General features: G+C 41.5%; 14 protein-coding genes. 8 read left to right on the top strand and 6 right to left on the bottom strand.

The window, feature by feature from the left end; all coding sequences use genetic code 11:
- Positions 1–8: 8 nt before the first annotated feature.
- The 6 genes from I6E72_RS02990 to pspF are packed head-to-tail and all read right to left on the bottom strand — an operon-like array spanning position 9 to position 6364.
- Positions 9–770, bottom strand: coding sequence for an ATP-binding cassette domain-containing protein (locus I6E72_RS02990; RefSeq protein WP_165725406.1), 762 nt, complete (start codon positions 768–770; stop codon positions 9–11).
- Positions 770–1762: a peptide ABC transporter ATP-binding protein gene (locus I6E72_RS02995; RefSeq protein ID WP_007580952.1), complete on the bottom strand. Its 993-nt coding sequence runs from the start codon at positions 1760–1762 to the stop codon at positions 770–772. The genes I6E72_RS02990 and I6E72_RS02995 overlap by 1 nt, the downstream gene beginning before the upstream one ends.
- Positions 1763–2656 carry an ABC transporter permease subunit gene (locus I6E72_RS03000; protein WP_007580954.1) on the bottom strand — a complete coding sequence of 298 codons (894 nt, stop codon included), beginning with the start codon at positions 2654–2656 and terminating at the stop codon, positions 1763–1765.
- The gene (locus I6E72_RS03005) at positions 2643–3677 is read right to left on the bottom strand and encodes an ABC transporter permease (RefSeq protein WP_007580956.1); all 1035 of its coding nucleotides are present in this window, start codon (positions 3675–3677) and stop codon (positions 2643–2645) included. The genes I6E72_RS03000 and I6E72_RS03005 overlap by 14 nt, the downstream gene beginning before the upstream one ends.
- A complete protein-coding gene (locus I6E72_RS03010) occupies positions 3677–5284 on the bottom strand; it encodes an ABC transporter substrate-binding protein (protein ID WP_010553755.1) in 1608 nt (535 codons plus the stop codon). The genes I6E72_RS03005 and I6E72_RS03010 overlap by 1 nt, the downstream gene beginning before the upstream one ends.
- Before the next feature lie 15 nt (positions 5285–5299).
- Entirely contained in the window at positions 5300–6364 is a 1065-nt protein-coding gene (pspF, locus tag I6E72_RS03015; protein ID WP_002958334.1) for a phage shock protein operon transcriptional activator, read from the bottom strand.
- 186 nt (positions 6365–6550) lie between these two features.
- Between pspF and pspA the strand changes: the two genes are divergently transcribed.
- From pspA to I6E72_RS03055, 8 genes are all read left to right on the top strand, one after another.
- Positions 6551–7210, top strand: coding sequence for a phage shock protein PspA (gene pspA / locus I6E72_RS03020; RefSeq protein ID WP_002958333.1), 660 nt, complete (start codon positions 6551–6553; stop codon positions 7208–7210).
- Between the two features lie 67 nt (positions 7211–7277).
- On the top strand, positions 7278–7511 hold the full coding sequence (gene pspB / locus I6E72_RS03025; RefSeq protein ID WP_008168589.1) for an envelope stress response membrane protein PspB: 234 nt from the start codon (positions 7278–7280) through the stop codon (positions 7509–7511).
- On the top strand, positions 7508–7909 hold the full coding sequence (gene pspC / locus I6E72_RS03030; protein WP_024590986.1) for an envelope stress response membrane protein PspC: 402 nt from the start codon (positions 7508–7510) through the stop codon (positions 7907–7909). The genes pspB and pspC overlap by 4 nt, the downstream gene beginning before the upstream one ends.
- A gap of 63 nt (positions 7910–7972) precedes the next feature.
- Complete coding sequence (locus I6E72_RS03035) at positions 7973–9391, top strand: YcjX family protein (protein ID WP_197111009.1); 1419 nt, start codon at positions 7973–7975, stop codon at positions 9389–9391.
- On the top strand, positions 9388–10413 hold the full coding sequence (locus I6E72_RS03040) for a TIGR01620 family protein (RefSeq protein ID WP_197111011.1): 1026 nt from the start codon (positions 9388–9390) through the stop codon (positions 10411–10413). Before I6E72_RS03035 ends, I6E72_RS03040 begins: the two co-directional genes overlap by 4 nt.
- Before the next feature lie 461 nt (positions 10414–10874).
- Positions 10875–12056 (top strand): methionine gamma-lyase, encoded by a 1182-nt coding sequence (gene megL / locus I6E72_RS03045; protein ID WP_007580969.1) that lies wholly within the window; start codon positions 10875–10877, stop codon positions 12054–12056.
- 237 nt (positions 12057–12293) lie between these two features.
- Positions 12294–13091, top strand: a complete 798-nt coding sequence (gene phhA, locus I6E72_RS03050) for a phenylalanine 4-monooxygenase (RefSeq protein ID WP_197102726.1) — start codon at positions 12294–12296, stop codon at positions 13089–13091.
- Positions 13092–13127: 36 nt separating this feature from the next.
- Entirely contained in the window at positions 13128–13472 is a 345-nt protein-coding gene (locus I6E72_RS03055; RefSeq protein ID WP_197111013.1) for a 4a-hydroxytetrahydrobiopterin dehydratase, read from the top strand.
- Positions 13473–13673: the final 201 nt, after the last annotated feature.

Here is a 13673-nt window from a genome sequence, read left to right on the forward strand (position 1 = left end):
AGCTGCTTTTAGCAGCTCAGTAATCGCTGCGTTACTTTTGATTGGGGGTTTTGGAAAACGTCTTCAGTAGGGCCATATTCAACCACTTCGCCTTTATCGAGTACAACCACAAAATCACTGATGTGGCGCACTAGGCTTAAATGGTGGGTGATCATTACATATGTTAGGCCTGTGTCGCGCTGCAGCTTAAGTAATAAATTCACTATTTGAGCGCGTATAGAAGGGTCTAAAGACGAAACGGCTTCATCAAGCACAATCACCTTAGGATCTAAAATTAATGCACGAGAAAATGCAACACGCTGTAGTTGCCCCACACTAAACATATGCGGGTAGTAGTGTTTATGATCGATTAACAAACCTACCTTTGAAAGCGTTGCATCAATCTTTTCAGTGCGTTCACTAGCATCAAGCTCAGTATTATATTGCAGGCAATCATCAAGCATTTCGCCAATGGTTAATCCCGGGTTGAGCGATGCAGCTGAATCTTGAAAAATCATACGAATATGGCGACATTGATTATCGCGTACGCCATTATCTTCGATAATATTATTCTCGAGCAAAATTTGCCCGCTATCAGCAGTATCAGCTCCAGAAAGTAGTTTTGCTAATGTACTTTTACCTGCACCTGTTTCACCAATTATGGCAATACTTTCGCCTTTACCGACACAAAACGAAATATTTTTAAGTACTTCAAACTTTTTACGTGAAAAAAGCCCAGCTCGCACATTGAATGTTTTTGATAGTGCTTGTACTTTTAGTAGCGGCTGCATTATTTCATGTCCTTAATTAACGGAAAATGGCACGCATAACTATGACCATGATGCTTAGTAAGGGTGGGAGTTACCACGCAGGCTTTTTGTGCTTGCGGACAACGCGGCCCTAGGCGGCAGCCAATAGGCAAATGTTGCAGAGTAGGGATAGTCCCTTTAAGTGCATAAAAAGGTTCTTTATGCGCTAAACCTTGTTCGTAGTCTGGCAAGCTTTTTAGTAATGCTTGCGTGTATGGATGGCGAGGCTGTTTAAATATTTCATGGGTTGGGCCTGCTTCAACCATTTGCCCGCAATATAAAACATGAATGCCATGCGACCAATGTGCAATCTCTTCAAGTTCATGAGAGATCATCAAAATAGACATGTTTTTAAGTTGGTTTAAGCTTTTTAGTAGTCTAAATACTTGTGCGCGAGTTGTGCTCTCAAGTGCTGTAGTTGGCTCATCAGCGATTAATAACTTAGGCGTGCGAGCAATGGCCATCGCAATCATTACTTTTTGACATACGCCCTCTGAGAGCTCATGAGGGTAACTACTTAGTACCGCTTCGTGGTTTTTAATGCCCACCTTATGAATAAGCGCTTTTACTCTGTCTTTTCTCTCGCGGTTGCGCTTTAAAAAGAAACCTTTAGTTGCGATCTCTGGGAGTGTTTCGGCAATTTGGTCAAATATTTTAGCGGTTGGGTCAAGGCAGCGACTTGGATCTTGATAGATCATCGCTATATCTTGGCTTACTATTTTACGGCGTTTCTCTGGACTTAAACGCATTAAGTCTACGCCGCGCCAATGAATACGGTCGGCAGTAATGTCCCAGCGTTCGTTCAATACACCAATAATCGCTTTTGCTATTAGGCTTTTACCAGAGCCAGACTCGCCCACAAGCGCATGTACTTCGCCTTCTTTTAAGCTAAAACTCACTCTGTCTACGGCTCTAATTACAGTTTCAGAGGTACGTAGTTCAATTGTTAAGTTACGAACATCGAGTAATTGCATTTAATCAGCCTTACGTGCTTTTAGCACTTGTCGCAGGCCATCGCCTACTAAATTAGTAGATAACACGGCTAAAAATAACAGTATACCAGGTAGCGCTACAGTCCACGGTGCTAGATAAATGAGGCCTAGGTTTTCGGCTAATATTGCGCCCCATTCGGTCGTCGGTGGCTGAGCCCCTAATTTTAAAAATCCCAGTGCTGAAATATCTAATATAGCGGTAGAAAGCGCCATCGTGAATATAACCACAATATGCTCATAAATATTAGGAAAAATACCACGCGATATAATATGCCAATTAGACGCACCATCGAGTCTAAACGCAGTAATGTAATCTTTACTTAATTCATCAACAATCAGGTTACGCACTGAGTGAATAAATTGCGGCAGTAATGCTAAAATAATTGCCCATACGGTATTCATTAAACCCGGGCCGAGTATGGCGATTATTATTATGGCCAATAACAAAGAAGGAATAGAAAGCGTTATATCAAGCAAGTGATTTAAAAAGCTTGAACGCAGCCCTTTACTAATCCCTGCAAAAGTACCCACTAACACACCAAAAATAGTCGTGATCAGGGCGGCTACAACAGAGAGGCCAAACGTATACGTAGCACCATTCATTAAGCGTGAGAGTACATCACGGCCTAAATCATCGGTACCTAAAAGAAAGCGTACATCGCCCATTTCTCGCCACGATGGCGGAATAAGCAGTGCATCAGTGTGTTGTTGGTTTACACCATACGGGGCTAAAAAAGGAGCGGTGGCGGCTAATAGTGCAAACGCCATAAATATCCATAAACCAACCAAAGCAGGGTGGTTATTTTTAAACTTTCGCCAAAATCGCGCGAGTGGCGATTTATTCGACTCTTCAGAAAATAAATTAAACTTTGCCATGGGCCTGATTCCGCGAGAGTGGATCGAATAAAGTGTAAGTAAGCTCAGCTGTAATAGAAGCTAAAATAACAAATAAAGACACTGCCATTAACCCGCCTTGAATTGCAGGAAAGTCACGCTGATAAATACTATCGATTAACCATCGGCCAATACCCGGCCACGAAAAAATAACTTCGGTAATCATCGCAAGCGTTATTAGCGTACTAAATTGCAAACCAATTTGCTTAATTACCGGCAGTAATGCATTACGCAGTGCATGGTGCATGATAAGTTGACGGCGGTTAAGGCCTTTTGCCCTAGCTGTTTTAATAAAGTTTTGATCCATTACCTTAAGCATAGACTCGCGAGTAAAACGCACTAATACCGTGGTTGGATACATGGCTAGTACAATAGTAGGGAGTGTTAAATGGCGCAGCGCATCAACAAAAGCCATTCCTTTATATGGAAATCCAGCTAGAGCAATATCAATTAATATAAACCCTGTACTGGCGGGTATTTCGTAAAGGAGGCCCATTCTGCCCGACATAGGAAACCAGCCAAGCTTTAATGAAAAAACCATTATTAATAACAATGCGAGCCAAAATACAGGCATTGAATAACCCACCATAGTGGTAGAGTTTATAAGCTTGTCGGGCCAACGTTTATGATACCCAGAGCCTAAAATGCCAGTCGGTACACCAATAACAACCGATACAATTAATGCGTATACGCTTAGCTCTAAAGTAGCCGGTAACAAATCAACAATATGGCTAAACACACTATTACCAGAGGCAAACGAAAGCCCCCAATCACCCTGAAATATTCGCCCTAAAAAGGCAATGTATTGCATAAAGTAATTGCTGTTATATAAATATTTGTCTTCAAGCTCACTATGCTGTGCAAAGTTACTACTTGGTATGCCGCTTAAATTACTTAGCGGATCACCGGGAAATAAATACGCCAGTGAAAACGTAAATACGCTGAGCATCAGTATCATAAAAAAGAACAAACCAAGGCGACGTAAAATATAATCTAAGATCATTATTTCTTCCTCGCATTGGCAAGCGAAATAGCGCCAAACGGGCCAAGTGTTATGCCTTCCACATCAGCGCTACTCGCTTGAAAGCGCAGGCCATGAGCAATAGGTAATAACGGCAGCTCTTGAATAATTAAGCTTTGTGCGTCTTCGTAGTATTTTTTACGTTTGTTTAAATCAGTGGTGTCTAGTGCTTGAGTTAGCAATAAATCAAATTGGGGATTACACCAGTTTGCTGGGTTTTTACCACTAAAAGTAGCGGTACAACTCAGCAGTGGGCTAAAAAAGTTATCAGGATCGGGTGTATCTGCGGCCCAACCAAGTAATACACTGTCGTGCCTATGCTCGCCAATACGTTGAATAAACGTGTTCCACTCATATTCTACAATGCTTACATTAACGCCCACTTTGCGTAAATCACTTTGCATAAGCTCAGCCATTTTTCGCGCGTTAGGGTTATAAATACGACTCACAGGCATAGCCCATATCGTCATATCAAAGCCATCAGGTAAGCCAGCTTCAATTAGTAACTTTTTAGCAAGTTCTGGGTCAAACGTAGGTATATCTTCTTGTGGCTCAAACGCCCAAGAGGTTGGCGGCAAAATAGATTGTGCGCGAGTACCGTTACCGTAATAAACCGCCTGCATTATTTTATCTACATCTATTGCATGTGCGAGTGCTTGGCGTACACGCAAGTCGTCAAACGGGGCACGTTCTGTATTAAACGCCCAATAACCTATATTTAAGTTCGTTTCTTTTTCAACGTTTATATCATCACGTTGCGCTAAAATACTTAATTGCGCACTACTTGGATGAGCCGTTACATCGCACTCTTTAGTCAACATTTTTGCTATACGCGTAGTGCCGTTAGGGGTTATATCGTAAACCAATTGTTCAAGTGCAACGTCGTGCTTCCAATAAAGTGGATTACGGTAAAAGCGTACAAGGTGATCTCGGCGGTATTCTTTATAAATATACGGGCCAGTGCCAATAGGGTACTGATCAAATAAGTTTTCTTCGTTTTTTTTCTTAAGTTCCATGGCGTATTCTTCTGAAAGCACCACGGCAAAGTCGGTAGCCATATTAGCTAAAAAGCTGCTTTCAGGATTAAACAGTTCAAAACGCACTTGGTAGTCAGACACGCGCACAATTTTACGAATAAGTTGATCAATTCCCACACTTTGAAAATACGGGTAATTGGCATCGCCCACAAAGTGATATGGATTGTATACATCGAATAATCGGCTAAAGGTGAATATAACGTCGTCGGCGTTAAAATCCCGCGATGGGGTAAAATAAGAAGTTGTATGAAACTTTACATCTTTACGCAAGGTAAAGGTAACAGATTTACCATCTTTACTAATTTTCCAATCGGTTGCTAACTCACTTTGAAATTCTGCCGTAACAGGGTCAATGCTAATTAAACGGTCGTATAATTGGTTAGCAATTATATCAATAGTTGAACCGGTGGTCGTGACTTGCGGATTAAACGACACAGGGTTAGCTTCAGCGCAATAAACTAAGCCTTGGTTTTTTTCTTCTATGATTTCTTCTTTGCTATCAAGGCAACCAACTAAAGTGGTGGCAAGCAAAACAAGTAATAATTTATGCACCCGCATAACCTCTGACTATTGTTGATCCAACAAGTTGTATTTTTTAAGATAACCACGTAATTGATGATACGTTAAACCAAGTACTTCTGCAGTTTTCTTTTGATTAAATTGGCTATGTTCGAGCGCTTTATTAATCATGTTTATTTCAAAGTCGTTAGAACGCTCTTTTAAGCTGCACGGAAATTGAATATCAACGGCTATATTACTGCTGGCTTGAGCAATCGGCGGCGCAACAACAATAGGCTCGGCATTAACAGTTTGAGCCGCTATAGGTGCTTTAATGCGCGCTTTTGGTCTAAATGGGCTATCGAATGGGTCTAAAATAATCTGGTGAACGGGGATATGTTCACTACCGTGGCGATACAAACTGCGTTCAACCACATTTTTAAGTTCACGAATATTACCAGGCCAATCATAACTAAGCAGTGTTTCTGTTGCGCTTCGGGTAAAACCGCTAAACAGTTCCCACTCTAAATCGCGTGCCATATTCATCGCAAACTGCTCAGCAAGAAGCATAATATCGTCTTGGCGTTCGCGCAGTGGCGGCAGGGTAATTACATCAAAGGCAAGGCGATCGAGTAAGTCACTTCTAAATTCACCTTGCTCAGCTAAATAAGGGAGGTCTTCGTTTGTAGCACACACTAAGCGGGTATCTACTTTTACAGTTTGTTTGCCGCCAACACGTTCAAACTCACCGTATTCTATAACGCGCAGCAATTTTTCTTGTACCATAGCTGAGGTATTAGCTAATTCATCTAAAAACAGTGTGCCGCTGTTAGCGCGTTCAAAACGACCTTCGTGGCGTTTGCTTGCCCCCGTAAAAGCACCGCTTTCGTGGCCAAACAATTCACTTTCGAGTAAGTTTTCGTTAAGTGCTGCACAGTTAAGTTTTACGTAGTTTTGGTCCCAACGTTTTGATAAAAAGTGTAAGCGTGCTGCTATTAGCTCTTTACCTGTGCCGCGTTCACCAATAATAAGTACCGGTTTATCTAAATTAGCCAGTTGCGATACCTGATCTAATACAGACAGAAAGCTATCTGATTGGCCGAGTAAATTATCCTGTTGGCGATATTGGCTCATATTTCCTAACTCTTGGTCATTTTTACTAACAGTTAGTGTATTTCATAAGTAGGGATAACTAAAGAAATTTGTATATTTAGTTTAACGCAATGAAAATAAAGTGTATTTTAACTTTTAAAAAGTTGGCAAGCATATTGATACTAGTTATAGCAGACTAACTAAGTTTTAATTACAGAGGTAAATGTTATGGGAATTTTTTCACGTTTTGCAGATATTGTTAATTCTAATATCAACGCCATTTTAGATAAAGCAGAAGACCCAGAAAAAATGGTTCGTCTGATTATTCAAGAAATGGAAGATACGCTTGTTGAAGTACGTTCTACATCAGCTAAAACATTGGCTGAGAAAAAAGAAATCGTACGCCGCTTAGATACGCTTAAAGCACAGGTAAGTGATTGGCAAGATAAAGCCGAACTGGCTTTAAGTAAAGACCGCGACGATTTAGCGCGTTCAGCCCTACTTGAAAAGCAAAAGTCGGCAGATGCAGTTGCTTCAGTCGCTAGTGAACTTGAACATGTAGAGTCTCATATTGAGAAATTACAGCAAGAAGTAACGACACTACAAGAAAAGCTAGCAGATGCGAAATCTCGTCAAAAGGCAATTATACTTCGCCAACGTTCGGCTGAGTCGCGCCTTGAAGTGAAAAAGACACTTGATAGCTCAAAAGTAGAAGACGCACTTAATCGCTTTGAACGTTACGAAACTAAAATTGATGGACTAGAATCTCAAATTGAGTCTTACGATTTAGGTAAAAAGACGTTAGCGGACGAAATTGCTAATCTACAAAAAAATGAAAAGATAGATGATGAGCTAGCCGAACTTAAAAAGAAGCTAGCTGATAAATAATTTATAAAGGGGCACTTAAAGTGCCCCACTGCTTAAAAACATCAAAACGGATTGTCAGGAGAGAATTATGTTTGATTCAGATGTAATAATTGTTCCATTTGTTATGTTTATGATTTTTGTTGCCCCGCTGTGGCTAATTTTGCACTACCGTAGCAAAAAACAAGTAAGCCAAGGTTTAAGTGAACACGAACATCGCCAGTTACTTGAGCTTGCACATAAAGCCGAAAAAATGGCAGACAGGGTTGAAACACTTGAAGCATTGCTTGATCAAGAGTCACCACAATGGAGACGCAAAGTATGAGTGCCAAACGCGAATTATTAAGAGACCCACAACGCGGTAAAATAGCCGGAGTATGTGCGGGATTAAGTGACTACTTTAATATGGAGTTATGGTTAGTTCGCATTATATTTGTTAGTGCGGTACTGCTAACGGGTGGCCCATTATTTGTGGTAGCGTATATTGCAGCCTGGTTCATTTTAGATAAAAAAGAGCCCGCAACAGCGCAAACTAAAAGCTCAACTAAACATGACGATCCGCTAGAAGTGAAATTTAAAGTATGGCAAAAAGGCGAGCCGCCGCGCCGCGCATTGCAAGACTTAAAAGAGCGTTTAACGCGTGTAGATACTCGCCTTCAAGATATGGAGCGCCATGTAACTTCAAGCGAGTTTACGGTGAGCCGTGAAATTAACAAACTTTAAAGGATTTAATAGCACCTTATTTGCAGCGTGATAAATTACGGCAAATTAGGTGCAAGACACTTTATGAGCCAATCATTTGCAAAAAAGACCTTTAAAAGTATTAAAGGCAAAGCACAAAAAGCCCTTCATCGCAGTTTAGACCAACACGTAAAACTTGCCGTAACTGGCCTAAGTGGTAGTGGTAAAACAGCCTTTATTACCGCGCTTGTTAAACACTTAACAACCCAAGCGGACGATAAAAACTTACCTTTTTTTGATGTAATGCGCGAGCACCGCCATGTGGCCACTAAAGTTGTGCCGCAAGAGGCGTTAAAAGTTCCTACGTTTAATTATACGCGCGCGCTAAATTCATTATTACCAAGCGATGGGATGCCTACATGGCCTGCATCAACCGAGCGTATTAATACTCTGCGCTTAGCAATAAAGTATCAGAGTAATGCAGGGCTGCGCGGCCACTTTTCCCCGCAATCAACGCTTTATTTAGATATTATTGACTACCCGGGTGAATGGCTCCTTGATTTACCTATGCTTGAGCAAAGCTATGCTCAATGGTGCGAGCAGCAATATCCGTTATTAACTCAGCCTTCGCGCGTAAACACATCAAGTGATTTTTTAATGGCCGTTGAGCAACTTGACTTAAACGCTCCCGTTGATGAAAACGCACTTGCCCATATTGCTCAGCTTTATCAAAACATGTTAGTAGGGCTTAAAAAAGACACCAAACTTGCCATGTTACAACCTGGGCGCATGCTAATGCCTGGCGACTTACAAGGCGCGCCATTGTTATTGTTTTTTCCGGTATCGGGTGAAGTAAATAGTGACGATGTTGTTGCGGGTTCTAATTTAGCGCATTTAATTAAGCGCTTTAACGCTTATATAAAAGAAGTTGTAAAACCATTTTATAATGAGCATTTTAGACACTTCGATCGCCAAATCGTACTTGTAGATGTACTTAGTGCATTAAACGAAGGGCACGAAACACTCCAAGAGCAAAGCAGTGTAATAAACCAATTACTCGCACACTTTAACTATGGCGAGTCGGGCTTTTTTAAACGTTTATTTAAGCCCAACATAGACAAAATATTATTTGCAGCTAATAAGTCAGATCATATAAGTGCTAAGCACCATAAAGATTTAGCACTGCTACTTGATTCGCTCGTGCATGAGCAAAGCAATCATTTAAAGTTTGATGGTGTAAAAATAGAAACCATGGCTATGTCGTCAATTACAGCAACGCAGCCGCGCCAAATTGCCGACAAAGGCCAAACGCTTGACTGCATTTACGGTAAACCATTACACGAGCCTGATTGGCTTACGTATTTACCGCCGCAACCTCCCTCGCGGATGCTTAATAAAAGTGAGTGGCCAGCACAGGGATTTGAGTTTTTATCGTTCTCTCCAATGCCGAGCCCCGATAAACAACTAAAACATATTCGATTAGATCATGTCATGCAGTACCTGCTAGGAGACAAATTAACATGAGTGAGTCAAACCAACCATTTCAAGCAGGGCGTCGCATAGATACGCAAAGCATTGAGCAAAACGAACCCGTTTTAGCACCTGCAAAAATTATTCAGCACGGACAAAGTGATTACGAAGAACTTGAAGATGAAGCACTAGAGCCAGAAATAGATCTGGAACCTGTGTACAAAAAGTCAAAGTGGCAAACGCTTAAAGGTGTTTTTGCTATTAGTTTTATAGTACTGGTGCTTTTAGAGTTTGCGTACTCGTTAGTATTTGCTTTCGAGCAGTCAATTATTTTAGGCAGCGTTTATTTAACAGCAGTTGTAAGTGGTGTGCTGCTAATAGGACGCTTATTGTGGCGAGAGTACCGAATGCTGCGCAGTTTAAAGCGTAACCAATTGCACCGAGTTGAAGCCGACAGGCTTTTAAACAGCGAGCAAGTAGGCGGTGCATTACCTTGGCTCGAAAAGCTTAATAAACATCAGGAGCTTGATAACTTTGAAACCTTTAAAAACCAAGTAGCGACGCATCACAGCGACAAAGAAATAATGACGCTGTACGCCAATAGTTTATTAATAACCCAAGACACCAAAGCTAAAAAGCTTATAAATCGTTTTGCGACTGAATCTGCACTGCTAGTTGCCCTAAGCCCACTTGCGCTGGTGGATATGATGGCCGTGCTTTGGCGCGGTACTAAGTTAATAGAACAAATTGGTAAAATTTACGGCATTGGTTTTGGCTACGCGAGCCGTATAAAGTTATACCGTATGCTGATAAAACAAGTGATGTTTGTAGGCAGTGCTGAGCTTGTATCTGACCTTGCTGCAACTGCACTAAGTGCTGAGCTTTTAGGTAAGCTTTCGGGGCGGGCTGCGCAAGGTGTCAGTGCCGGTATTTTTACAGCGCGTATTGGTTACAAAGCAATGGAGCTTAGTCGCCCATTACCACGGCTTGAAAACAAACGCAGCTTGTTAAAAGGCACTGTGCAAAGCATCGCAGGTAAAATTATGAGCCGCAAAAAGGCGGAGTCAACACACTAGGGTCTGTTGAACTTTCTAGGTTAAATTTGCGGCAGTCTGTTTGGTATTTAGGCAAGGCAGAGCCTATGTAGTGTGGTTATTCCCCATAAATGGGTGATAACGTAGCATTAATGCCAAACAGGCGCTGCCCAAAGGTTCTTCCTAGGGGCTATTTACTCTTTGTTGCCTATATGGATGTAGGTAAGGGGCGTGAGCAGGACGCGGAAGCTTTGCTCGGTTTTTACTTAGCCCACTAGGTTACAAACCTCGCGCCGCGATTAAATAACCCCTAGTTTGAACAAATTTTAATCCGCAAAGATCAACAGACCCTAGATTAGCAGTGGCAATATTTGTGTACAAACGTGCGCTGCACGGTTTTTACACAAATAGCCATCTGAGCATCCGGCATGCTTGCTGTTTGTAAGCGCATACGTTTTGATTGTTGAATCGCAAAAACATAATAATCAAAAAATGAGCCTACAATGAGCAAGCATCATATAAACACCCAGTGTATTCACGGACCACAAAAAGCAAACGACCCGCACGGCGCACTCACTTCTCCTTTGTATCAAACCTCTACCTTTCATTTTGAAAATGCCGCACAAGGTGCTGCGCGTTTTGCAGGCGACGAACCTGGCTATATTTATACGCGTTTAGGAAACCCTACAACCACAGAACTTGAACAAAAAGTTGCTCAACTCGAGAGTTGTGAAGCAGCAGCTGCAACCGCAACGGGTATGGGGGCTGTATCTGCCTCAGTACTGAGCTTTTTATCGCAAGGAGATCACCTTGTTGCTTCAAGTGCTTTGTATGGTTGTACCTTTGCGTTTTTCTCGCATATGTTGCCGCGCTGGGGAATCGAAGTCACTTTTGTTGATATGACCAACGAGGACGAACTACGCGCTGCCATCAAACCTAATTCAAAAATGATATTTGTAGAAACGCCAATTAATCCCACTATGGCGGTTATTGATTTGGCACTCATTGGCGCAGTTGCTAAAGAGCACAACTTAATTAGTGTGGTCGACAACACCTTTTTAACGCCGCTACTGCAATCGCCTAAAAAATACGGTATCGACATTATAATGCACAGTGCGACCAAGTACTTAAACGGCCACGGAGACGTAGTTGCCGGTATTGTATGTGGATCGCTTGAGCACATAACACACATTAAAATGACCGTACTAAAAGACATTGGTGCAACCATAAGCCCGCACGACGCATGGCTAATTAATCGAGGTCTAAAAACTCTCGCTATTAGAATAGAGCGTCATTGTCAAAGCGCACAAACAATAGCCGAATATCTAGAAGCGCATCCACAAGTAAGCACCGTATATTACCCGGGGCTTAAATCGCACCCAGGTTATAAGTTTATTGGTAACCAAATGAAAGCCGCTGGTGGTGTTATTGCGTTTGAAATAAAAGGTACGCTACAAGATGGCGCACAATTTATTGATAGTATGAAACTTTGTACACTTGCAGTAAGCCTCGGCGACGCTGAAACACTGATTCAGCATCCTGCATCTATGACTCACTCGCCTTATACGCCAGAGGAGCGAGCTGCCGCTGGAATAAGTGATGGGCTGATCAGACTCTCGGTTGGGCTTGAAGATGTTAACGACATTATTAGTGATTTAAACCAAGCTTTTACTAAAATTGGTTAGGTGTATTTAATTGTGTACACATAAAAATAAGCTATAGGCCTTTATTTAAAGGCCTGTATTTTTAATGTGCCATAGGTGTAATTTTAACTTTACGATTGGGGTGATCGCGCCAAATACTGATGTTAGCCTATCTATTAAACTTTTCTTCACTTTTGCATAGTATGGGGTCATTCGATATTCAATAGGTTTGAGTATCACACTGACACCGATTTAGGGTTCACACCCAAGAAGGTACTTATGGCTAAAGCAAGTAAATACACATCCAAAACACCAGACGAAAATGGTGTTATACACTGGAGTGATGAAGAAAATAAAATTTGGTCTGAGCTTGTAGCGCGCCAACTTGCATGCATTGAAGGCAAAGCCTGCAACGAGTACATGCAAGGGTTAAAAAAGATTAACCTGCCGCACGATCGTATTCCGCAGTTAAGCGAACTAAACGAAGTGTTACTAGCCACTACCGGTTGGCAAGTTGCACCAGTACCTGCGCTTATCGACTTTGATGAGTTTTTTAGATTACTGGCAAACAAGCAGTTTCCGGTAGCTACATTTATTCGTAGCCGCGAAGAATTTGACTACCTACAAGAGCCAGATATTTTTCATGAAATATTTGGCCATTGCGCCATGCTAACTAACCCTGACTTTGCCGAGTTTACGCATAAGTACGGGCAATTAGGTTACGCAGCGCAGAAAAAAGACCGTGTATACCTTGCGCGTATATACTGGTTTACAGTCGAATTTGGTTTAATGCAAACCGAAGACGGTCTGCGTATTTACGGCGGTGGTATTTTATCAAGCCCAGGTGAAACTCAGTACGTATACTCAAATACGCCAGAAATCACCCCAATGAATGTGCTTGATGTACTGCGTACGCCGTACCGTATTGATATTATGCAACCACAGTACTACACCATAAATTCGATTCATGATCTGTTTGATATATCGCAAATGGATATTATGACTTTGGTTGAGCGAGCTAAAGAGCTTGGCTTGCACGACCCAAAATTTCCACCAAAAGAAAAATTAGCCAGTTAAATATTAATGCTAAAAAGCTAAAATTAAGGATTTAGAATGTCTTCATTAAGTGCACAAAAATGCGAAGCCTGTCATGTAGATGCGCCAAAAGTATCTGACGAAGAGTTAGCGCAATTAATTACTAAAATCCCAGACTGGGTACCAGAGGTACGCGACGGCATTATGCAGCTTGAGCATGTTTATAAATTTAAAAACTTCAAACAGGCTATCGCGTTTACTAACAAAGTAGGCGACATGGCAGAAGACGAAGGCCATCACCCAGGTTTATTAACCGAGTGGGGCAAAGTAACGGTTACATGGTGGAGCCATTCAATTAAAGGCCTACACAAAAACGATTTTATTTGCGCAGCTAAAACTGACGACGTATTTAACGCGCAGTAAGCCACACTAATTGAGCAAGCCAACGAAAGCACTTATTTTATAAGTGCTTTTTTGGTTTTGGGAGATTTTTTCGTAGGTTGGGTTGAGTGAAACGAAACCCAACGAATGATTATTTAAGCGGTTTTATCTTAGGCATAGGTAATAAATACAATAGCCTTTATTAATTTTAGTTTTTATATATCATGTCGATTATCTTAATAT

It is taken from the genome of Pseudoalteromonas sp. NSLLW24, assembly GCF_015864725.1.
Lineage (GTDB): Bacteria > Pseudomonadota > Gammaproteobacteria > Enterobacterales > Alteromonadaceae > Pseudoalteromonas > Pseudoalteromonas arctica.

Excerpts from the sequence above, each read along its gene's own strand:
- I6E72_RS03000 (WP_007580954.1), bottom strand. The coding sequence starts at position 2,656 with ATGGCAAAGTTTAATTTATTTTCTGAAGAGTCGAATAAATCGCCACTC.
- I6E72_RS02990 (WP_165725406.1), bottom strand. The coding sequence starts at position 770 with ATGCAGCCGCTACTAAAAGTACAAGCACTATCAAAAACATTCAATGTG.
- pspA (WP_002958333.1), top strand. The coding sequence starts at position 6,551 with ATGGGAATTTTTTCACGTTTTGCAGATATTGTTAATTCTAATATCAAC.
- I6E72_RS03040 (WP_197111011.1), top strand. The coding sequence starts at position 9,388 with ATGAGTGAGTCAAACCAACCATTTCAAGCAGGGCGTCGCATAGATACG.
- megL (WP_007580969.1), top strand. The coding sequence starts at position 10,875 with ATGAGCAAGCATCATATAAACACCCAGTGTATTCACGGACCACAAAAA.
- I6E72_RS03005 (WP_007580956.1), bottom strand. The coding sequence starts at position 3,677 with ATGATCTTAGATTATATTTTACGTCGCCTTGGTTTGTTCTTTTTTATG.
- phhA (WP_197102726.1), top strand. The coding sequence starts at position 12,294 with ATGGCTAAAGCAAGTAAATACACATCCAAAACACCAGACGAAAATGGT.
- I6E72_RS03035 (WP_197111009.1), top strand. The coding sequence starts at position 7,973 with ATGAGCCAATCATTTGCAAAAAAGACCTTTAAAAGTATTAAAGGCAAA.
- pspB (WP_008168589.1), top strand. The coding sequence starts at position 7,278 with ATGTTTGATTCAGATGTAATAATTGTTCCATTTGTTATGTTTATGATT.
- I6E72_RS02995 (WP_007580952.1), bottom strand. The coding sequence starts at position 1,762 with ATGCAATTACTCGATGTTCGTAACTTAACAATTGAACTACGTACCTCT.
- pspC (WP_024590986.1), top strand. The coding sequence starts at position 7,508 with ATGAGTGCCAAACGCGAATTATTAAGAGACCCACAACGCGGTAAAATA.
- pspF (WP_002958334.1), bottom strand. The coding sequence starts at position 6,364 with ATGAGCCAATATCGCCAACAGGATAATTTACTCGGCCAATCAGATAGC.
- I6E72_RS03055 (WP_197111013.1), top strand. The coding sequence starts at position 13,128 with ATGTCTTCATTAAGTGCACAAAAATGCGAAGCCTGTCATGTAGATGCG.